At 63.2% G+C, this 21,177-nt stretch carries 18 protein-coding genes; 10 read left to right on the top strand and 8 right to left on the bottom strand.

The window, feature by feature from the left end:
• Positions 1-184: 184 nt before the first annotated feature.
• Both GOB93_RS01185 and GOB93_RS21120 read right to left on the bottom strand, forming a co-directional pair.
• Entirely contained in the window at positions 185-3,367 is a 3,183-nt protein-coding gene (locus tag GOB93_RS01185; protein WP_173581690.1) for a molybdopterin cofactor-binding domain-containing protein, read from the bottom strand.
• Positions 3,364-4,263, bottom strand: coding sequence for a helix-turn-helix transcriptional regulator (locus tag GOB93_RS21120; protein WP_198912651.1), 900 nt, complete (start codon positions 4,261-4,263; stop codon positions 3,364-3,366). Before GOB93_RS21120 ends, GOB93_RS01185 begins: the two co-directional genes overlap by 4 nt.
• A gap of 460 nt (positions 4,264-4,723) precedes the next feature.
• On the opposite strand from GOB93_RS21120, the gene GOB93_RS01195 reads away from it, so the two are divergent.
• From GOB93_RS01195 to GOB93_RS01210, 4 genes are all read left to right on the top strand, one after another.
• Positions 4,724-6,040 (top strand): solute carrier family 23 protein, encoded by a 1,317-nt coding sequence (locus GOB93_RS01195; protein WP_173581691.1) that lies wholly within the window; start codon positions 4,724-4,726, stop codon positions 6,038-6,040.
• Between the two features lie 55 nt (positions 6,041-6,095).
• Positions 6,096-6,596, top strand: coding sequence for a (2Fe-2S)-binding protein (locus GOB93_RS01200; protein ID WP_173581692.1), 501 nt, complete (start codon positions 6,096-6,098; stop codon positions 6,594-6,596).
• Positions 6,597-6,741: 145 nt separating this feature from the next.
• Positions 6,742-7,914 carry an oxalate decarboxylase family bicupin gene (locus tag GOB93_RS01205; RefSeq protein ID WP_173581693.1) on the top strand — a complete coding sequence of 391 codons (1,173 nt, stop codon included), beginning with the start codon at positions 6,742-6,744 and terminating at the stop codon, positions 7,912-7,914.
• Positions 7,914-8,576 (top strand): YoaK family protein, encoded by a 663-nt coding sequence (locus GOB93_RS01210; RefSeq protein WP_173581694.1) that lies wholly within the window; start codon positions 7,914-7,916, stop codon positions 8,574-8,576. The genes GOB93_RS01205 and GOB93_RS01210 overlap by 1 nt, the downstream gene beginning before the upstream one ends.
• Before the next feature lie 327 nt (positions 8,577-8,903).
• On the opposite strand, the gene GOB93_RS01215 is transcribed toward GOB93_RS01210, so the two are convergent.
• Positions 8,904-9,461, bottom strand: a complete 558-nt coding sequence (locus GOB93_RS01215; protein WP_173581695.1) for a nucleotidyltransferase family protein — start codon at positions 9,459-9,461, stop codon at positions 8,904-8,906.
• Positions 9,462-9,581: 120 nt separating this feature from the next.
• On the opposite strand from GOB93_RS01215, the gene GOB93_RS01220 reads away from it, so the two are divergent.
• On the top strand, positions 9,582-9,905 hold the full coding sequence (locus GOB93_RS01220) for a hypothetical protein (protein ID WP_173581696.1): 324 nt from the start codon (positions 9,582-9,584) through the stop codon (positions 9,903-9,905).
• Between the two features lie 136 nt (positions 9,906-10,041).
• On the opposite strand, the gene GOB93_RS01225 is transcribed toward GOB93_RS01220, so the two are convergent.
• Both GOB93_RS01225 and GOB93_RS01230 read right to left on the bottom strand, forming a co-directional pair.
• Positions 10,042-11,433, bottom strand: a complete 1,392-nt coding sequence (locus tag GOB93_RS01225) for an NAD-dependent succinate-semialdehyde dehydrogenase (protein WP_173581697.1) — start codon at positions 11,431-11,433, stop codon at positions 10,042-10,044.
• Positions 11,434-11,957: 524 nt separating this feature from the next.
• Complete coding sequence (locus GOB93_RS01230; protein WP_173581698.1) at positions 11,958-12,992, bottom strand: bifunctional enoyl-CoA hydratase/phosphate acetyltransferase; 1,035 nt, start codon at positions 12,990-12,992, stop codon at positions 11,958-11,960.
• Between the two features lie 117 nt (positions 12,993-13,109).
• Between GOB93_RS01230 and GOB93_RS01235 the strand changes: the two genes are divergently transcribed.
• From GOB93_RS01235 to GOB93_RS01250, 4 genes are all read left to right on the top strand, one after another.
• Complete coding sequence (locus GOB93_RS01235; protein WP_173581699.1) at positions 13,110-13,274, top strand: hypothetical protein; 165 nt, start codon at positions 13,110-13,112, stop codon at positions 13,272-13,274.
• A 64-nt stretch (positions 13,275-13,338) separates the two neighbouring features.
• Complete coding sequence (locus GOB93_RS01240) at positions 13,339-14,103, top strand: DUF1275 family protein (RefSeq protein WP_173581700.1); 765 nt, start codon at positions 13,339-13,341, stop codon at positions 14,101-14,103.
• Between the two features lie 106 nt (positions 14,104-14,209).
• Positions 14,210-15,541 carry an anthranilate synthase component I family protein gene (locus GOB93_RS01245; RefSeq protein WP_173581701.1) on the top strand — a complete coding sequence of 444 codons (1,332 nt, stop codon included), beginning with the start codon at positions 14,210-14,212 and terminating at the stop codon, positions 15,539-15,541.
• Between the two features lie 59 nt (positions 15,542-15,600).
• The gene (locus GOB93_RS01250) at positions 15,601-16,362 is read left to right on the top strand and encodes a M15 family metallopeptidase (protein WP_173581702.1); all 762 of its coding nucleotides are present in this window, start codon (positions 15,601-15,603) and stop codon (positions 16,360-16,362) included.
• Positions 16,363-16,383: 21 nt separating this feature from the next.
• On the opposite strand, the gene GOB93_RS01255 is transcribed toward GOB93_RS01250, so the two are convergent.
• Positions 16,384-16,830: a DMT family transporter gene (locus GOB93_RS01255; protein WP_173581703.1), complete on the bottom strand. Its 447-nt coding sequence runs from the start codon at positions 16,828-16,830 to the stop codon at positions 16,384-16,386.
• Positions 16,831-17,258: 428 nt separating this feature from the next.
• Positions 17,259-18,482 carry a Gfo/Idh/MocA family protein gene (locus GOB93_RS01260; protein ID WP_173581704.1) on the bottom strand — a complete coding sequence of 408 codons (1,224 nt, stop codon included), beginning with the start codon at positions 18,480-18,482 and terminating at the stop codon, positions 17,259-17,261.
• A 501-nt stretch (positions 18,483-18,983) separates the two neighbouring features.
• Between GOB93_RS01260 and GOB93_RS01265 the strand changes: the two genes are divergently transcribed.
• The gene (locus tag GOB93_RS01265; protein ID WP_173581745.1) at positions 18,984-19,781 is read left to right on the top strand and encodes an aminotransferase class IV; all 798 of its coding nucleotides are present in this window, start codon (positions 18,984-18,986) and stop codon (positions 19,779-19,781) included.
• Between the two features lie 243 nt (positions 19,782-20,024).
• On the opposite strand, the gene GOB93_RS01270 is transcribed toward GOB93_RS01265, so the two are convergent.
• Positions 20,025-20,963 (bottom strand): LysR family transcriptional regulator, encoded by a 939-nt coding sequence (locus GOB93_RS01270; protein WP_173581705.1) that lies wholly within the window; start codon positions 20,961-20,963, stop codon positions 20,025-20,027.
• Positions 20,964-21,177: the final 214 nt, after the last annotated feature.

The raw sequence follows: 21,177 nt of genomic DNA on the forward strand, positions 1-21,177 counted from the left end.
TCTGACAATCGGGGTCAAAGAAGCAAAACCGTTCATAACAAACTGATGATGTTATGTTTTTTACGTCCCGCTTATCTGTTCGCTTCAGTCAGCACTCAGCGATAAGTCTTTGAACAAGTAATCAAAGTTTCCGGGTGCCGCCTTTTTGAAAAAAGGCGGCACCCGGAAACTTTTAATTTTTATATTACGAAGGTTCTTGCAGCGCATGCGGGCCGGTGCCGCAGGCGTTGAGGAGGGTTTCGGGGCGGAATGGGGCGTGTTCGGGCCAGGTGCCGCAGGCGTCGGCGACGGCGTTGGCGAGAGCGGGGGCGAGGGAGGACATGCCGACTTCGCCGATGCCGCGGGAGCGGGCCGGGTCGGAGGGATCGAGTTCCTCGTAAGCGAAGATGCGGACGGTTTCGGGGGTGTCGGCGATGGTCGGGAGCATGTAGCTGTCGAAATTCTGTGTCTGGCTGTGGCCGGAAACGAAGGGGATGTTTTCCATCAGGCTGAATCCGGTGGCCTGGAGGAGAGCGCCTTCCATCTGGCCCATATAGCCGGCGTGGCTGAGGACGGGGCCGGCGGCGGAGTGGAGTTCGGTGTCGGTGACGCGGATCTGGCCGTCGGCGAGGGAAAGTTCGATGCGGGCGATGACGGCGCCGCCGCAGAACAGGAAGCGGGCGTTGTCGCGGGTCCAGCGGGCGGCGGGGATGGCACTGTGGAAGCTGGCTTCGGGGAGCGCGTCCGGGCAGGTGGCGGCGAGTTCGGCGTAGGACATCAGCGGGGCGTTGTTGCCGGTGGCGCTGTGGATGCCGCCGGGGCCGGGGCGCAGCTCCGATGCGGGGAGGCCGAGTGCGGCGGAGGCGGCGGTGAGGAGCTGTTCGCGGAAGGGAATGGCGGCGCCTTCGAGGCCGAGAAAGGCGGAGATGGAGCCGCGCGAGGCGGAGGTGGAACCGGAATCGAGGCCGATATCGGTGTCGCCGGCGAGGGGGGCGACGTCTTCGGGGGTGCAGCCGAGGGCGCGGGCGGTGACGGTCTGGAGCACGGCGACGACGCCCTGGCCCATTTCGACGAGGTCGGCGGCGGCCTCGATTTTGCCGTCCGGGCGCAGGCGGAGGCGGGCGGCGGCGGGGTCGGGGAGCTGCGAGCCGAGGCCGTTGCCCTGGTAGATGAGGGCCATGCCGACCCCGGCTGTGACGGCGCGGTCCGGAAGGTGGCTGCCCGAAAGATGACCCCGGGGCGTGGTCCAGAGCGGGCTGGCGGAGGCGGCGCGGAGCATTTCGGCGACGTTTTCGGAGGAGGCGACCTGGTGGCCGAAGGCGCCGGGATCGCCTGGGCGGCGGAGGTTGCGGGCGCGGATGGTGACCGGATCGAGGCTGAGTTTCGCGGCGAGGCGGTCGATCTGGGATTCGAGGGCGAAGTTGACCTGGTTGGCGCCGAAGCCGCGAAAGGCGCCGGTGACGCCGTTACTGGTGTAGGCGAGGCGGCCTTCGATGTGGTGGTTGGGGATGTGGTAGGGGCCGCAGGCGTGTTCGACGGCGGTGTCGAGAACGGCGGGGGAGAGCGAGGCGTAGGCGCCGGAATCCGCGATGAGGTCGGCCTGGTGGGCGAGGATGTGGCCTTCGGCGTCGCAGCCGGTGCGCATGTGAATCCGGAAGGGGGCGCTTTTCTGGCCGGCGATGACGGACTCGCGGCGTTCGAGACGGAGGCTGACGGGCTGGCCGGATTTCAGGGCGAGCAGGCAGAGCGCGGGCTGGACGGTGAGGTCGTCCTTGCCGCCGAAGGAGCCGCCGGTGGGGCCGGAGACGACGCGGATGCTTTCCGGATCGCGGGCGAGGATGCGGGCGAGCTGATGGCGGTCGCGCAGGCCGTATTGCGAGCCGGCGTAAATTTCAAGGATTCCGTCTTTTCGCTGTCTGGCCCAGCCGCCTTCCGTTTCCATATAGGCGTGCATCTGACGGGGCGTGATGTATGTGGCCTCGACGATGACGGCGCAGCGCTCCCAGACGGGGCCGGGATCGCCGTGGGTGATGGTGGCGCGGGCGCAGAGATTGCCGTCGGGATGGTCCGGATGGAGAAGGGGAGCATCCGGCGCCAGGGCCTGAACAGGGTCGCTGACGATGGGTAAGTCTTCGTATCGGACACGGATTTTCGCGAGGGCGGCATCGGCCTGGGCGGGGGTGTCGGCGGCGATGGCGGCGATGGCCTCGCCGGTATAGCGGACGCGGTCCCGGGCGAAGACGGGCTGATCCTGGCGGACGATGCCATAGGCGTTGTCGCCGGGGATGTCGCGGGCGGTGATGATGGCGCGGATGCCGGGCATGGAGTTCGCTTCGGAAACATCCGGTTCCGTGATGAGGGCGTGCGGAACCGGAGAGCGGAGGATGCGGGCGGTGAGCAGGGGTGTGCCGTCGGGGGTGTGGCGGCGGTCGGTATGAAAATGCGGCTCGCCGTGGATTTTGGCGGCCATGTCGGGGCGCTGATGAGGGGAGGTGGGACGGGTGAGTTCGGTTTCCGGAGGAAGCGGCAGCAGTGGCTTTGGGGTGTGCCGGGTGTGTTCGGGGGGCGCGGGCAGGGCGGCGGGGCCGCCGAGGGTGAGGGCGAGGGTGTTGGCGGCGACGCAGGCGCGCCAGGCGGCGGAGCGTTTCAGGTCGCCGGTGGTGCGGATTTCATGGAAGACGCGCTGACGGAACTGGCGCCAGTCGACGGCGTCGGGGGGTTGTCGTGCGAGCCAGGCTTCCGTGTCCGGCAGGCGTGCCGGCGGGGTGGGGCCGCCGCCTGCGGCGAGGCGGACGGTGCGGAAGCGGTTGCGCGGGGTGTGCTCGACGCGGCTGGCGATGGTGATGGCGGAAGGGGAAAAGCTTTGTCTAAAGCCGGTTTTTCTGAATCCGGTGAGGGCGGCGGGTGCGAGGGGCGGGAGGCTGATGCCGGTGATGAGGCCGCGCGGGGCGGCGAGCCAGCGGGCGAGGGTCAAGGTGTGTTCCGTGTTCTGATCGCGAAAGATGACGCTGGCGTCGAGCACGAGCAGAGCGGGGAGAGTGCAGCCGGTTTTTCCGCCGATCTGGCCGCCGAGGGTCGCGAGGCGGCGGATGGAAGGGGCGGCGACGCTGGTGGCGGCCTGGCGGAGCAGGGCGGGCAGGTGGGAGGCGTGTTCGATGGTGGCGAGGGAGACGCCGGCGCCGATCCGGTCCGGGGTGCAGGTCCGGAAATCCTGGTCCTCGATCAGGGAGAGATCGATCAGGAGATCGAGGCGGGGCGCGCCGGCCGCGCGTTCGGTTTCGATGGCGGTGCCGCCGGCCGAGAGGCGGGCTCCGGGGCGGGTCAGGGCGATGGCGGCGTCGTGCAGGGTTGTGGGGCGCAGGAAAGTGGGGTGAGGCAGCGTTTTCATGGCGCGGGCGGCGATGCGGATGCGGACGGGGACCCGGACGCGGGCTGGTCCGGAAGGGTGATGCGGCAGACGCAGCGGCGGTCTCCGCAGAGGATGTGTTCGGTGCGTTCGATGGTGGCGGCGTCGGGGAGGCAGGATCTGAAAACGGCGAGTTCTGCCGCGCAGAATTCGACGCAGTGGCCGGCGGCGTCGCGGATGGGGCAGTGGTTTTCGATCAGGTCGAAGGAGCCGTCCGGGTTGCGCTGCCAGTCCGCCATGTAGCCTTCCTCGCTACGGAGGCGGGCTAGGCGGGCGATCCGGTCGGCGGGGTGGGTGAGTCCGGAAAGCTCGTTGCTGTAGCGTTGTTTGTCTTCGGCTTCGCGGAGGCTGATCAGGCGTGAGAGGGCGGTCTCGCCGAAGGTCTGGCGGATGGCGTGGAGCATGCGGGTGGCGAGGTCGGCGTGGGCGTCCGGAAACTGCGCGGCGGCGGCGGGGGTGAGGGACCAGATATGGCGGGGGCGGCCGACTGTACCGGGCGCGCTGGTTTTTCTGACGAGACCGCCGGCGGCGAGGCGGCTGAGCTGCTGGCGCACGTTTTCGGTCGAGGTGCCGAGGCGGAGGGCGAGGTCGGCGGCGGAGCGGTCGCCTTCGCGTTTCAGCAGTGAGAGGATCGGGTGTGGTCCGTGGGGTGTGTCCGGACTGTTCCGGTCCGCATTGTCGGAATGCGTGCCGGTCGGGGCGGTTCTGTTGCGGCCTGTTCTGTTTGTCGCCGTTCTGTCCGGGGCTGCCCTGCCCGGAGCTGCTCTGTCCGGGCTGGTCCTGCTCTGGTCCGTCCGGTGCCGGTTCGTTCCGCTCTGGCCCGTTCTGTTCCGGACTGTCCTGTCCGGGTTCGTGCTGTTGCTGTCCGCGCTGTTCATGACTGCCCCCGCTGTAATGATCCGTCTGTAACGTTCTGTCCGTAATGCTCTGTCTGTCTCTGCCGGGGGGTATTGCCGGCGCCCTGTCATGCCGGCCTCGGGGTGTACTATCCTCCGGTCCCGCCGGCTCCGGTTTTGCCAGCCCCGGTTTTGCCAGCCCCGGTTTTGCCAGCCCCGGTTTTGCCGGTTCCGGTTTGCCGTTCCCCGCGTTGCCGGACCGGGGGCGGCTTTGTTCCGGCCGGGGCGGTTCGGGGTGTGCGGTGTTCCTTCGGCTATCCGGAATAAATCTGTTGCGGTGATTAAACAATATCGGCATTGGATAATTCTTTCCGGTGACTTTTCGTTTCCGTCGGGGGATGATGTCGTTTCCGGTCTGTTGCGTATGCGGTCTGTTCCGCGAGCGGACGGATCGTGTTGTGCCTGGCGGGGGCCGGGCTGTGCATTTTCGGGGGGAGTGTCGATGTCCGATGCGCCGGTCAGTGTGACGCCGACGGTATGGCTGTGTGAGATCGACGAGATTCCGCATCCGGTCAGGCTGTTTGTCTATGCGCTTCAGCATGTGATGGTTTTGTATGCCGGGACGGTGGCTGTGCCGCTGATTGTGGCGACGGCGCTGCATCTGCCGCCCTTGGATGCGTCGGCGCTGATCTGCGCCAGTCTGGCGACCTCGGGGATTGCGACGCTGATACAGGTTCTGGGTCTGCCGGGGATCGGGTCGCGGCTGCCGGCGATTCAGGCGACATCCTTTGTGTGTCTGCCGCCTTTGCTGACGATCGGTCACAGCTACGGGCTGCCGGCGGCGTTCGGGGCGGCGATTGCGGCGGGGGTGATCACGTTTCTGATGGCGCCGGTGGCGGGGCGGGCTCTGTCGGTGTTTTCGCCGGTTGTGATCGGGACGGTGATTCTCTCGATCGGGCTGACGCTGGTTCCGGTTTCGCTGAACTGGAGCGTGATGACGGTGCCGGGGCTGGGGACGGGGGCCTCGGTTGCGGTGGCTGTCGGGACGGCGGCGCTGATTCTGCTGTTTCAGCGGTTTCTGTCGGGAAGTCTGCGGTCGGCGGCGATTCTGGCGGGCATTGCGGTGATGACAGGTCTTCTGAGCGTGACTGGGCATGCGGACTGGGCGCCGCTGGCGCGGGCGGACTGGCTGGGCTGGATCCGTCCGTTTCATTTCGGGGTTCCGACATTTCATCTGGCGCCGGTTCTGGTGATGGTTCTGGTGATGGCAGTGACGCTGGTGGAGACGACGGGCAACTGCATGATTCTGACCCGGGCGCTGAATGTGCCCGATCCGCATGAGCGGATTGTGAAGGCGTTTCGGGCGGACGGGCTTTCGACGGCGATTGGGGGGATGTTCTGCGGGGCGCCTTATTCGACCTTTTCGCAGAATACCGGTCTGATTCTGCTCTCCGGGGTTGCGAGCCGGTTTGTTGTGGCGGCGGCGGGTGTGCTGCTGATTCTGCTGGGGGCGTGTCCGAAGCTGGGGGCGGTGATTTCCTGTGTTCCGCTGCCGGTTCTGGGCGGGGCTTCGTTTTTCATGTTCGGGATGATCAGTGTGGCGGGCATTCAGCAGATGCAGCTTGCGGATCTGCGGAAGGACGGGAACGCGATTACGGTGGCGCTCGGTCTGGGGGTGAGTCTGCTGCCGGTGATCCGTCCGGAGCTGTTCACCGCGCTGCCGCCGGCGGTGCAGCTTTTCGCGGCGAACGGGACGGTGCTGTGCTGTCTGGCCTGTCTGGTGATTCAGTTCGTGTTCCGGCGCGAGGCGGCCGGGTGAATGCCGGGGCGGGTCCGGTTTTTTTCTCTCCGCTGATAAATTCAGAGATTTTGCGATGACGCTTCTGGTCAACGGGGTTGTGGCGCCGGAGCCGGACGATCCGGACATGTCGCTGGTGGATTTTCTGCGCGGGGCATGCGGGGCGGTGTCGTGCCGGCCGGCCTGCCGGGTCGGACGCTGCGGGGGCTGCATGGTGCTTCTGGACGGGGAGGCGGTGAATGCGTGTCTGATCCGGATGTGGCGTCTGGATGGCCGGGATACGGAGATTGTTACGCTGGAGGGGATCGGGCGGTATCCGGAGGGGCGGATTCTGCAGGAAGAGATGATCGCGCATACGGCGTTTCAGTGCGGGTATTGCGCGCCGGGGTTCATCATGGCGGCGCTGCCGTTTCTGATCGGGGACGATCCGGAGGCCGGCGAGATTCCGGTGGTTCTGGCGGGGAATATCTGCCGGTGCACGGGGTACCGGTCGATAGGGTATGCGCTGGAGCGCGCGGTGAGCCGGGTGCGGGCTGAGCGGAGCGGGTGCAGGGCGGATGAGGCGGCTGCCGGGTGAACACCTGGAGGCATGAGGCTGTATCGTTGTCACTTTACTGTGAGGAGTGCCTGTAAAATTCTGTGTCTTGACGAGGATCAATGGTCCCTGTCTCCATCTGGACATACTTTGTCATAGTTTTCAGCGGATGCAGATCAGGAGACACATGATGACCGATCTTCCCTGGCACGACTCAAAATCCGAAGCTCCCGAGCCGATCCGTGGCGACAGGGGGGCTTCCATTCTCGGGCCGCGCAATCTTCCTCGTGAACGTGAGGTTCCGGATCTTCTGGCCTCTCCGGACACGGATGCCGGAACCATTCCCAATCTGAAATTCTCTTATGCCGACGCGCGGAATCGTCTGGGCTCCGGAGGCTGGGCGCGGGAGATCACCATCCGCGAGCTGCCGGCGGCCACGACGCTGGCGGGGGTGAACATGCGGCTCAAGCCGGGCGGGTACCGTGAGCTGCATTATCACAAGGAAGCTGAATGGGGCTTCATGATTGCGGGGAAGGCGCGGGTGACGGCGCTGGATACCAGCGGACATCCTTTTGTGGATGATGTCGAGGCCGGGGATATCTGGAATTTTCCGGCCGGGATTCCGCATTCCATTCAGGGGCTTGGCAATGAGGGCTGCGAGTTCCTTCTTGTCTTTGATGACGCCAATTTTTCCGAAAACGAGACGTTTCTGATCAGCGACTGGTTCGCGCATACGCCGCGGCATATTCTGGCGAAGAATTTCGGCGTGCCGGAATCCGCTTTTGCCAATCTGCCGACGGATGTTGAAAAGACCCGGTGGATCTTCAGCGGAACCGAACCGACGGTTGCGAAGGAAGATGCGATCAAATGTCCGCAGGGGCCGTCGCCGATCCGGTATACGCATCGTTTTCTGAAGCAGGAGCCTGCGAAAGCGGCTGGCGGGACCGTGCGGGTTGTGGATTCACGCAATTTTCCGGCAGCCTCGACCATTGCGGCGGCGATCAATGTTGTCGAGCCGGGGCGGATGCGTGAGCTGCACTGGCATCCGAACAATGACGAGTGGCAGTATTTCGTGCGTGGCCGGGCGCGTATGACGGTTTTCGCATCAGGCGGCAAGGCGCGGACGTTCGATTACTGTGCGGGCGATGTGGGGTATGTGCCACTCGGGATGGGGCATTATCTGGAAAACATTGGCGATGAGCCGATGGTTTTTCTGGAGGCTTTCAAGAGCGACCATTTCGCCGATTTCTCGGCCAATCAGTGGCTGGGGCTGTCGCCGCGTCAGATGGTGAAAGAGCATCTCAATCTCGATGATGAGACGCTGTCGAAACTGCGTCAGGACAAACCGCTTATCGTCTGATGACTCCTCTGGCGCGTTCGGCCCTGCGCGTGATCGCGCTGGGGCTGGTGGCCGGTTATGTCGATGCCGTGGGGTATGTGGAGCTTCACGGCATTTTCAGTGCCGCCATGACCGGCAATTCGACGACATTCGGCGTTGTTCTCGCGGAACGAAACTGGTCCCGGGCTGCTGTTGTCGGGACGGTGCTGGGTCTGTTTTTCACTGGCGCTTTTGCGGCCAGTCTTCTGCGCCGGTCCCTGCGGGCATATCGGCATGAATGGCTGTGGATTGCGGGGTTGCTGGTTCTTGCCCAGTTCGTGCACTGGTCTCATTCCGTCCGGACCGGTTCCACGCTGGAAACGCTTTTTCTCACGGTCGCCATGGCGATGCAGGGGGAGGTTCTTTCGCGCTTTTCCGGGGTGTCTGTCCAGACGATTGTCGTGACAAACAATATTGTGAAATTTGCCGACAATATTGCCGGTTTTCTCTGCGGTCTGAAAAACGGAAAGCCTGCTTTTTCCCTGGCGTCCGCGTTGCCTGGCCTCGCCTGGGGAAGCTGTATCGCCGGGGCTTTTCTCTCCGTTCCGGTGCGGCATGCGACATCGGGCTTTTTTCTGTTCCCGGTCCCGGTTCTGGCGGCGCTGTCGTTTCTGTGGCCGGATGAGGCGGAGAAGACGGGCTGACCGGGTTGGTTAAATATAAGAGGCTGTTTCAGAAGCCTTAAATGCACAAAGATTCTGATAGAAAACTGATGATGTTATGGGTTTTTGAGTCCCGGTCGGCTGTTCGCTTCAGCCGGGATCAGAGCGCACTGCGGGATAAATCTTTGGAAAAACAATAAAAGTTTTTGGGTGCCGCCTTTTTTCAAAAAGGCGGCGTCTTCTGAAGCTTTTTGGAAAAAGCTTCACCAAAAACTTTTTTGTAATTTACACGTGGTTTCGTGGGAAGGTTTTCGGAGCCTGGGTATATTGGTATATCCGGGCAGAGTCCGTACTGATTTTCTGTTAGCGTCATCTTCCGGCGTCGCGGAGCAGGGGCCAGGTGGATGTCCATCCTTTGTCGCGTAACCGGGTTCTGTAAATGCTCTTCTTCTCGCAGGAAAAATGTGGTGTCGGGCGCAGAATCAGGTTCAGCAGATCGGCCGCTCCGAATGGCGCGGCGATCTGGCAGTGGTCGCTGGCGTCACGTCGTGCTGCGATGGCGGTTGCGGTTTCGGGCCAGTATCGCATGGCGTCGACGGCTGACAGGTAGGGGAGGTCGCCGTTTCGTTCATGCATCCTCGCCTGGTTTTTGACGGACCATGAAACGGAGAGCTCTTTTGCCTGAAGGACTGCTTCGAGACGGCGGTCTTCTTCGGGGTCTGTGCGATCCGGATCGAACCAGATCACATCGATGTCGCTTCCGGGGGAGGACGCCGGGCGTCGGTGCAGGTGGTCCCAGACCGCATTTCTGACAAAACCCGCGCCGATCCAGCAATCGGGGAGGTTCAGTGACCGGACTGCTCCGAGAAGACGCCAGCGCAGCGGATCGGTGCGAAGAAGCGTGCTTATTTTACTCAGGGTGTCCATTGCCCGCAGTTTACAGCGTGTTGTCAGTCAGGCCAGCCTGAATCCGGCTTTGTGCTGTCGGGCAATCGGTGATTTCTGCTTCCTGCTATGTTGAGAGGTGGCCGGAGACGTTCGGGTGAGTTGAGTGACAGTCAGTGGGAGCGGATCAGGGATAGTCTTCCGTGGCCGCGCTTTCGTATCGCTCAGGGTCTCCACCGGACGCGTCTGGTCTGCTGCTTTGACGTCACCGGAGAGGATGGCATTTTTTTGCTGTCATGTTTCATCGTCTTTTCCGTACAAGGGAAAAGACGTATGAGAGAAAGCGACACGGCAGGGCATTTTTTGCATCGTCCGGCAGAACGTCGCCGCGGTCTTTCTCTCAGAGACTGTTCCGTAACAACGGGGTGGAATAATAAACAGAAGTTTTTGGGTGCCGCCTTTTTTCAAAAAGGCGGCGTCTTCTGAAGCTTTTTGAAAAAAGCTTCACCAAAAACTTCTTTTTAATTTACAGGAGGTTTCACGGGAAGGTTTTTGGAACAGTCTCCTGGTTGTGGTGACGGAAGGTGATTTATCCGGCACTCCGTATCGAAAAGGATGCCGCTCAGGCGGCGGCATTGACCGGGACGATGTCGATCAGCTTTTTGTTGACGAATTCCTGTATTCCCAGTGAGGACAGTTCCCGCCCGTAACCGGATCGTTTGATGCCGCCAAAAGGAAGATCGGCGCGGGTCCAGGTCGGGTGGTTGATGAAGACCATGCCGGTTTCGATCCGTGCGGCCACTTCCGCGCCGTGGGCGGTGTCGCGGGTGAAGACCGAGCCGCCCAGGCCGAAGGGGCTATCATTGGCGATCCGTATTGCTTCGTCTTCATCGCTGACACGGAAGAACATGGCGACGGGACCGAACAGTTCCTGATGGTAGACCGGGTTGTCCGGTTTCAGGTCGGTAAGGATCGTCGTTTGCATGAAGGCGCCCTGAGCGGGGGGCACGGGGCCGGCTTTCAGAGCCTTCGCGCCGTGCTGAACGGCCTCTTCCACCTGCTTTCTGAGCTGGTCTGCGGCGGCCTGCGATGACATCGGGGGGACTTCCGTTGCGTCGTCCATCGGGTCTCCGGGACGCATTTTTTCGAGAGCCTGCTGAAAGCGGGAGAGAAACTCATCGGCGATATCATCCATGACGATGATCCGTTTCGATGCGACGCAGCACTGGCCCCCGTTATTCATCCGGCCCCAGACCGCCCATTTAACGGCCTGATCCATATCGGCGTCGGACAGGACGATGAACGCGTCGCTGCCGCCGAGTTCCATCGTGGTCTTTTTCAGATTCATTCCGGCCCGGGCGGCGATTTTAGCGCCTGCGCCTTCGCTGCCGGTGAGGGCGACCCCGACGATACGCGGGTCATCGATCAGGCGTTCGAGCTGTTCGTGGGTCGCGTAGAGGTTGGTGTAGAGGCCTTCGGGAGCGCCGGCGGAGAGAAACAGGCGCTCGAACGCGGCGGCGGATTGCGGAACGTTCGAGGCGTGTTTGACCATGACCGCGTTGCCGGCCATGAACTGTGGCCCCACGACGCGGGCGAGCTGATAATAAGGGAAGTTCCAGGGTTCGATCGCCAGGACGATGCCCATGGGCTGGCTGATGATCATCGCCTGGTCGCCTCGTCCGGCGAGGTCGTCCACTTTCTGCGGGGCGAGGAATTCCTCCGCGTGATCCGCGTAATAATCGAGAATCGATGCGGACAGCTCGACTTCGGCCTGACTTTCGCGAAACAGCTTGCCCATTTCCAGTGTGAGCAGGCGGGCGTAATCGTCTGTCTGTTCACGGAGGAGCTGTGCGGCTTTTTTTACGATGGTGCGGCGGTCCGCGAAGGAGGTCGTGGACCAGTTTTCGTATGTGGACTGTGCCCGATCGAGACATGTCGACAGTTCGGTGTCTTTGAGATCGGGAAATGTCGCCGTGGTTTCGTTGGTATAGGGATTGACTGTTTTGTAAGCCATGATGACCTCCATGATCGGCGGAGCGGGGCGGCCTGTTGCGCGGCGCCGGTGTTGCGACGCTCTGCGTCACCTGGAGCCCGTTCCGAAAATGGTGTTATCCGGACTGAACGCCGGCGGGAGCGGAAAGTTTGACGCGGCGTGTCGTCATCTGGCCGGTTTTGTTTCTGATCCGCATATCCCCTGAAAATCAGGGAGAAAACATCATATCATGTGGGAAAGTTCAGATCCCGGATACGTTGCGCGCTGACTGACGATACGCTCTGGTGCAGTTCTTCAGTGGTCCGGTTACTGTTTGCGATGCGGTAGGAGGCGGTTCGTTTCTGTCAGGGAATTCACCGAAGGAATGGCTGTTTTCCGTGCTCAGAGACGGTTTCAGAAGCTTTTTCGCGCAGTATCCTGATAAATCATAAAGAAGTTTTTGGTGAAGCTTTTTTCAAAAAGCTTCAATGACGCCGCCTTTTTGAAAAAAGGCGGCACCCAAAAACTTTTATTTTTTATCTCTTTGAGGCGTTTGAAACAGGTTCTTACTTTATATCGTGCATGATGGCCGCGATATGGTGTGCGTAGAGCGCGCCGATTGCCGCTGAGGTGAGCCGGTCCTGGACGCTGTCGGCGCGGCTGGTGAGAATGACCGGGACGCGGGCGCCGAGCACGATGCCGGCGGAGGCGGCGCCGCCCATGAAGATCAGGTTCTTGGCCAGCATGTTTCCGGCTTCGAGATCCGGGACGACGAGGATCTGCGCGCGGCCGGCGACGGGCGAGGCGATGCCTTTGATCCGGGCGGCTTCGGGGTCGATGGCGTTATCCATGGCGAGTGGGCCGTCCAGCACGCCGCCTGTGATCTGGCCGCGTTCCGCCATCTTGCACAGGCTGGCGGCGTCGACGGTGCTGGGGAGTTTGCTGTTGATGATCTCGACGGCGGAAAGGATCGCGACGCGGGGCGCGCCCAGACCGAGGCCGACATGGAGATCGATGGCGTTCTGGGTGATGTCCCGCTTTGTATCGAGGTCGGGAAAAATGTTGATGGCGGCGTCGGTGACGAAGAGAAGATCGTCATAACGGGGGGAGGCGAGCAGGAAGACGTGGCTGATGCGGCGCCCGGTCCGCAGGCCGCCTTCGGCGGAGACGACGGCGCGCATCAGGATGTCCGTGTGCAGGCTGCCTTTCATCACGCTCTGCACGCGTCCGTCGCGGGCCATTGCGACGGCTTTCACGGCGGCTTCCACGTCATCCGGCACGTCGACGATCTCGCTGTCCGCGAGGTCCAGACCGGCGGTTTTCGCGGTCTCCCTGATTTCGGCGGCCCGGCCGATGAGGACGGGATGAATGAGACCGTGCGCGGCGGCGGACAGGGCACCTTCGAGGGCGTGGGTCTCACGCGGCCAGACGACGGCTGTCGCCACTTTCGGGATGCCGGCTGTGCGGCTGACCAGGTTTTCGAAGACATGATGGCTCATGCCCGTCCGGACGGGTGGCGGCTCCGAGGCGTCATGAATGAACTGCTGGGCGGCGGACACCGGACTGTGCGCGGGCGGCGGTTCCGGTTTTGTCTGCTCCATGACGGGATGGCTCCGTTTTCTGCCTCAGAGATTTGCTGGAGGGTGAGTATAGACGGAACTGTCCGTGCGGCGAGCGCCGGGGTCCGGTGGTCACGGTAATCTGACAGGGGCGGGTCTGTGATCGTCCGGGTCATCGTCCGGGACGGGCTGCCTTTGTTTCAGGCGGTGTCATGGTTCATTGTGAGGCTGGCGGGGCAGGTCCGGCGGGCAACCGGAAGAGCCTGCGTTCCGGCGGGACGGTGCGCCTGGATGGCGGTGCATCGGCGTGGCGCCGGGGTATGACATCCGGGTCATGACACCGGAGGCGTGCCATAGAGGGCGTGCCAGAGGGGAACAGGAGGGCGGAGTGCTCGTTCATGAAGGGGCCGAACGGAACGCGGTGATCGATCGCCGTCTCGGCTGTTCGCTTGCCGCGATTGCCGGGGCGGTCAATGCCGCGGGCTTTCTGGAGGTTGGTTATTATTCCGCCAACATGACCGGCAATGTGTCCGCTCTGGCGACGGGGCTGCATGAGGGGCGTTTCGGTCTGGTGGCGTCCTGTCTTGGCCTGATCGGCGCCTTTGTGGCGGGTGCGGTGCTGTCCACCGTGCTGGTCAATGCCGGGCGCAGGCGGGGTCTGCCGTCCATTTACGCCTGGAGCATTCTGCTGGAGGCCTGTCTGCTTGGCGCGCTGGGGCTGGTGGATATGCTGCTGCCGGCGACGCCGCGCGGGCCGGCGCTGGCTTATGGGCTGAGCTTTCTGATGGGGCTGCAGAACGCCACGGTCACGCGCATATCGGGGGCGCGGGTGCGGACGACGCACATGACGGGGATGCTGACCGATGTGGGGATCGAACTGGCGGACTGGTTCGATTCCTTTGTCCATCGCGTCGATGCGGGGTCGCTTGCGCGGACACGGGAGCGGCTGTGGCTGCATGGTGCGATCGTTGTGTCTTTCACGACCGGCGGCATCGTCGGTGCGTTTCTCTACGGATGGTGGTCGGCCTTTTTTCTGTTGCTGCTCGCGGTGCTGCTGGTCTGTCTGTCGCTTCCGGGGGCGCTCCGGCATAGCGGGATGCGGGCGTCCGGTGCGGCGGTTTCCGGCGATCCGGACACGGGGGAGAAGGTCTGAGGTAAGGCCCCTCTGGTGTCATGCTGCCGGCGGGTGACGTGATGGTCTCGCGTGGTGTGAGGCTTTATGAGGATGCCGGAAACGGAAGGGCGGGTGTGTCTTCGGGATGGTTGCCGGGCTGCGGGTGGAGGAACTGGACTGGGTGGCGCCCGGGCGTGCGCTTGCGGCGTTCGCAGGAGAGCCGTGGGTAGCGTTTCTCGACAGTGGCGGAGATGCGGCGGGGGAGCGGGCGCGGTGGTCGTTTCTGTGTCCGTGGCCGGTGGAGACGCTGCTGTGCCGGGGCGGGGCGGTGTGGCGGAACGGGGAGGCGGTTCCGGGGGATGTGTGGGGGCATCTGCGGGACATGCGGCGATCGGAACGGAGCGGGGCTCCGGATGGGCCGTTTTCGGGTGGGGTGATCGGGCTGGCGTCTTATGAGGCGGGGATGCGGCTGGAGGGAGTGGTCTCGCGGCACCTGGTAGCGGGGCCGGAGGCTGTGGCGGCCTCTTATGAGGAGGCGCTGGTTTTCGACCGGCTGGAGCGCAGGCTCTGGTGGGTGAGCGGGCGTGGGCTTGCGGCGCCGGATCTGCGGGGCGTGGGTGGAGCAGGCGCGGCTGTGCCGGAGGTTGTGTTCCGGCCGGATATGGAGCGTGGCGCCTGGCTTGAGGCGGTGCGGGAGGTGATCCGGTTTATTGAGGCGGGGGATATTTTTCAGGCCAATCTGACGATGCGCTGGCGTGCGGCTGTGCCGGGCGGGTTTGATGAGGGGGCGGCTTATCGGGCGTTGCGGCGGGGGTCGCCGGCGCCGTTCGGGGCGTATCTGCGGACGCCGGGGTTTTCTCTGCTGAGCGCGTCGGTGGAGCGGTTTGTCTCGATGTCGGCGGAGGGGGGGGTCGAGACGCGGCCGATCAAGGGGACGGCGCCTCCCGGGAACGATGAACGCGAGGCGGCGGCGTTTGTGGCGGCTCTTGCTGCGGATGAGAAAGAGAATGCCGAGAACCTGATGATTACGGATCTGATGCGCAACGATATCGGGCGTGTGTGCGAGATCGGGTCGGTTTCGGTGCCGCAGTTATGTGCGGTGGAGCGGTTTACGCATCTGCATCATCTTGTGTCCTGTGTGCGGGGGAGGCTGCGGGGCGGGCTGGATGCGGTGGATCTGCTGCGGGCGACGCTGCCGCCGGGATCGGTGACGGGGGCGCCGAAACGGCGGGCGATGGAGATTATCGATGCGGTCGAGGGATCGGCGCGGGGGGCGTATTGCGGGAGCGTGTTCCGGATCGGGCGGGACGGGGCGCTGGACAGTTCGGTGGTGATCCGCAGCATTGCGCGGGCGGGCGACCGGCTGGAGATCGGGGCCGGGGGCGGGATTACGTTTCTCTCTGACCCGGAGCGGGAATATGACGAGATGATGCTGAAGGTTGCGCCGCTGCTGAGGGTGTTCGGGGGCGGAAGCTGAGTTTTCGTGTTGCTGATAAATGCGATAGGGTAACAATCTGGCGGATCAGGATTATTCAGATGACATTACGATTTCCGGTGTTTGTGCTGACGGCCGGTTTGTTTCTGGGAGGTGTTGTTCAGGGGAATGTTGCTCTGGCGCAGGAGAGTAATGTGGCGAAGGTTTTTCGGGTGACGCCGGTGCGTCCTGTTGCGGAGCTGATGAAGGAGGCGCTTGCGGCTGAGCCGCCGGTGCAGAAGGAAGGGCTGCGGGTGCCGGATCTTGTCGATCTGGCGTCGCTGTCGCCGGATTTCCGGTTTGATGTGCGGTATGCGACGACGCGGAATTTTCTGGGCACACCGGTTTATTCGTCTTCGCATGCGTTTCTGGAGCGGCCGGCGGCTGAGGCGCTGGTGCGGGTGCTCGGGGCGTTGCGGGCGCAGGGGTATGGGCTGCTGATCTATGATGCGTACCGGCCCTGGTATGTGACGAAGCTGTTCTGGGACGCGACGCCGGCGGACAAGCATCATTATGTGGCGAATCCTCAGCCGGGATCGATGCATAATCGTGGATGCGCGGTTGATCTGACGCTTTACGATCTGCGGACCGGGGAGCCTGTGTCGATGCCCAGCGGGTATGACGAGATGACAGAGCGGGCCTGGTCCGACTATCCGGGTGGGACGCCGGCTGAGCGGGCGGCGCGGGAGGTTCTGAAAAAGGCCATGATGGCGGAAGGATTTCTGCTGATTCCTGAGGAGTGGTGGCATTTCGATTATAAGGACTGGGCGCTGTATCCGGTTCAGAATGTGCGGTTTGAGGAGATTGGAAAGTCATCGGGCTGAGCGGGAGTTTTCTCCGGCGGATCAGGTCCGGCTGATGAGGATGACGCCGGCGATGGCCATGAGGCTGCCGGCGATGCGGGGCCATGAGGCGCGGTGCTGTTCGAGGCCGAGCAGGCCGAAATGGTCGAGTGCGACGGAGAGGATGACGGCGCAGACGAGTACGGTGACGGTGAAGCTGGCGGAGCCGATCTGTCTTGTGGCGAGTGTGGCGCAGAGGGCGAAAGTGGCGTTGAGGGCGCCGCCGGTCCAGGCCCACCAGGGGACTTTCGCGAGGCGGGCGGTGACGGGGGCGGAGCCGGCGTGTGGGAAGAAGGGAAGCGCGCAGGCGAGTGTGGCGATGGCGGTGGCGTAGAGCACGATGAGGGCGAGGGCCGGTCCGGCGGCTTTGCTGAAGCCGGAATTCGCGGCGGACTGGAGCGGGTTGGTCAGTCCGGCGAGGATGGCGAGGAGGAACCAGCCGGCTTTCATGGGGGGACTTTCATCGTGAGGCATTGCGAGGTTTTTTATGGCGTCAGTATGTTTTGAAAATGCAGGTGCGGTGGTTTTTCGGGGCTTTGCCCCGAACCCCACAAAGGGACGTGGTCCCTTTGATCCCGGTTTGTTAAAATATTAGGGACTGTGATCTCTTTCGGGATGCGGTTTCTGAGAGACTGTTCCGGAAAGCCTGAAATGCACAGAAGGTTTCATAATAAACTGATGATACTGTGTTTTTTACGTCCCGAACCTCTGCTCGTCTCAGCCAGATTCAAAAGGCACACCACGACAAATCTTTGATAAAGTAATAAAAGTTTTTGGGTGCCGCCTTTTTTCAAAAAGGCAGCGTCTTCTGAAGCTTTTTGAAAAAAGCTTCACCAGAAACTTTTTTGTAATTTACAGCAGGCTTTTGAAAACAGTCCCTAAGAGACGGTTTTCGGGGTGAGGCCGCGGGCGCGCAGGGCGGTGTCGGTGCGGACGGGGCGGCCGGTGCGGGCGGATTCATAGAGGGCGGTCATGAGGATCTGGTCGCGGATGCCCTCGCTGCCCGGGGTGCGGGGTTCGCGATTGTTTCTGATACAGTCGGCGAAGTGATCGATTTCGAGAGCGAACTGATTGCCGGCGTCGATGCGCCATTCGCTGACGGATTCATGGTCGCCGTCGCGGCGGGCGACGAAAAGGCGCTGGCCCTGATAGGCGAAGGCGTTTTCCAGACTGATCCAGCCGTTTTCCAGGCGGACGCGCATGTCCTTGCTTTCGTGGGCGCCGTAACTGGTGGCGCAGTTGGCGATGGCGCCGGAGGGGAAGCGGAGCATGAAGGCGGTGGTTTCGTCGATATCGGTATAGCGTGAATCTCCGGTGGGGCTGAAGGTCCAGGCGAAGACTTCCTCGGGGTCCTCGCCGATGACGTTGCGGGCGCCGTTGAGGCAGTAGAGGCCGATATCGGGGAGGGAGCCGCCGCCGGCCATGCCGGGTTTCATGCGCCACTGATCGGCGGGACCCTGCATCTGGGTGTTGGTGGCCTCGATGAGACGGGGTTTGCCGAGCTGGCCGCCCTGGGTGAGATCGATGACGGCGCGGTTGTATTTTTCGTACTGGCAGCGATAGGCGATCATCAGTTTCACGCCGGCCTCGCGGCAGAGCGTGTCCATGAGGATGGCGTCTTCGAGTGTGTTTGACATGGGTTTTTCGCACAGGACCGGTTTTCCCGTTGCGACGACGGCGGCGAGATGTTCGGGGTGCAGGCCGTTCGGGGTGACGATGTAGACGGCGTCGATCTCCGGGTTGTCGGCGATGCGGCGGATGCTGCTGTAGTCGTAGATGGCGTGATCGGGGATACCGTACTGTTTCGCGACGGCGCGGGCCTTGTCCGGATGTCCTGATATCAGGGCGGTGGGTTTGCTGTGCAGGGTTTCGGCGAAGGCGGGAAGGATTTCGCCGAGCGCGAGGCGGCCGAGGCCCATGATGGCGAAACCGGTTCGCTGATCGGGTGGCGTGAAGGCCGGCGGGTCCTGTTGCGGCAGGTCGGCGGCGCCGCGCCAGTTTTCGAAGACGACATGATCGTTTTCGACTTTTCCGATGTCGAGAGCGGTCGGGGGCGAAGACCGGACAGGCGCGGGGAGGGTATGGGAGCGGGTGCGGGGCATGCGGCGGTCCTCCGGTTTCCGGGTTTGCGGGTCATGGGGAAGGAAACGTCGCGGGGGTGAGGAAGTCGCAGGAATTTTTTGTGACTGTCCTGACGGGCGAGGCGCGGTATCCGGATTTCTGTCCGGAAACGGGGCGGGAGCGTGGCGGGAGGCGTCGGCTTTCCGGATGCGGTATTGCCCGGTGGATCGGGGTCTGCGGGAGTGGGAGTCCGGCCGGGTGCGGGCGGAGAGAGCGGCTCCGGCAGGGTCGGAGGGACCGGCTGAAGATCGTGTTTTTTGGAATGGTTTGTCGGGGAGTACGGTAACCGGCGCAGGTCATCGGTTGTGTCGGCGATCGGAGTGGGCGCGGGTCGCGGCGGCCAGATAATTATGCCCGGTAATTATAGTCAGTAATCATGAGTGGTCGTCGGGCCGGTAATCGTCGTCGGTAATCGCGGACGGTGGTCGTGGCCGGAAATCGGGGTGTCTGGTGGTGCGGAAAATGTTTGAGGAGGGTGTGTGATGGGGATGGTGTGGCTGGACGGGCGGCTGATGCCGGCCGGAGAGGCGCGGATCGATCCGGCGGATCGCGGGTTTCTGCTGGGGGATGGTCTGTTTGAGACGATGTGGCTGGCGCATGGGGCGGTGCCGCGGCTGGACCGGCATCTGGCGCGGCTGGCGGAGGGGTGCGCGGTTCTGATGCTGCCCTGTCCCGATCCGTCGATGCTGCGGGAGGCGGTGGAGGAGCTGGTGGAGGCGTCGGGGATGCGGGACGGGTCTTTGCGGCTGACGGTAACGAGGGGTTGCGGGCCGCGCGGGGTGATGCCGCCGGCGGAAGTGCGGCCGACGGTGCTGCTGACCTGTGCGCCGCCAGCCGCCAGGCGGGGTGCGGTGCGGCTGGGGGTGAGCCGGTATGTGCGGGACGGGGCGTCGCCTCTGTCGCGGGTGAAGTCTCTGAACTATCTGCCGTCGGTGATGGCGCGGATGGAGGCGGCGGCGGCGGGGTTTGATGACGCGCTGCTGCCTGGGGCGGGCGGCGTGGTGGCTGAGACGAGCGCGGCGAATCTCGTGGTTCTGCTGGACGGGATGGTGCTGACGCCGCCGGTTTCCGACGGGGCGCTGCCGGGGACGTCGCGGGCGGTTCTGCTGGAGGCGGGGTTCTGTGTGGAGGGAAGTGTGCCTCTGGCGCGGCTTGCCGATGTGCGGGCGGCGTGGCTGGTCTCGGCGTTGTCGGTGGTGCCGGTGGCGGCGATCGGCGGGCGGGCTCTCGCCGGGGATGGCGGCCAGGAAATGGTGATGCGGGCGCTGCTGTTCGGGTGATGGGTGCGGCTGTTGTCCGGTGGATTCCGGAGACTGTTTCAGAGGTCGGGCAGGAGCAAAAATATTCCTGAATGGATTGATTGTGTTTGTTTTTAAGTCCCGGTCATCTGTTCGCCCCGGCCAGAATCGGGAGAGCGCCCGACGATAAACTGCTGATAAAAAAGAAAGTTTTTGGGTGCCGCTTTTTTTCAAAAAGGCGTCGTTCTCTGAAGCTTTTTGAAAAAAGCTTCACCAGAAACTTTTTTATTTATCGGAGGGTTCACGGGCGGCGTGGATGTGCTGGCGGATGGTGTTCAGGATGATGGTTGTGAACGGAGTGCGGGTGGTTTCCGTGCCGTCCCGCAGGCAGACCGAGAGGACGCTGTAATTCGCCATGGGGTCGCGCAGCGGGATGCAGACCAGGCCGTTATCGATATGTCTGTTCCGGGCGCCGGGATTTGTCTGAAAGGCGATCATGTTGTCGCGTGTCACGAGATCGCGCATGAGCAGCCAGGAATTGGTGCGTATCAGCGGCGTGTCGTCGCGGCGGGGCAGTTTTCTGAGGATCGGCCCCCAGTAGATCGGGTTCATCGGCAGGACGAGGGGGAAGCCGCCGCATTCGGCCAGGGTGAGTGCCGCCCGGCCGGCGAGCGGATGATCCGGCTGCATGACGGCGGAACTGGGCAGACGGAATTCGGCGAGCGTGGTGACGCCGATCTGCGGGACGACGTCGTAGGCGAAGACGACGTCGATTGTGCCTGAGACGAGATCCCGGATCAGGGCGGCGGGTTCGCTGATCTGAAGGTCGAAGGCGAGTTCGGGATGGGCCTGGCGGAGCGCGGAAAGGATGTCGGGCAGGACGTCGTGGGCCAGGGCGTCGGATGTGCCGATGACGAGGCGGCTTCCGGTTTCCCGGTTCAGCCCGTGGACGGCGCCGAGGCCGCGGGTGACTTCGTCCTGAATCCGGATGGCGTGTTCGAGCAGGGTTTCGCCGGCGCGTGTCAGGGCGAGGGTGTTGCGTCCCCGGCGCCGGACGAACAGGGGCATGCCGAGGCTTTCTTCCAGCAGGGTAATCTGACGCAGGATCGATGACGGGGCGATATGCACGAGGTCCGAGGCGCCCCGGAACGATCCGGCCCTGGCTGTCGCCAGGAAATAGCGCAGCGGGGCGCCGAGCATCAGGGTTTCGGCGAAGGCTGTCATTTCCGGATGGTCCTGGGAATGTTCTCCATATGAGAACATGGATAGCATTATTTTGTACTTTTCCCGGAGAAAATCCCGGTCTTATTGTATCGGTAGCGGTCTGATCCTGGCGGGCCGGGCTTCCGGAGTTGTCCGGAGAGATGTTCGGAGCGTTGTCTGGCCGGACGGATCAGCCGGACGGGCCGGATGGACGGGCCGGTTACAGGGGTGTGGC

This window comes from Acetobacter musti (genome assembly GCF_011516835.1).
Classification (GTDB): Bacteria; Pseudomonadota; Alphaproteobacteria; order Acetobacterales; family Acetobacteraceae; genus Acetobacter; species Acetobacter musti.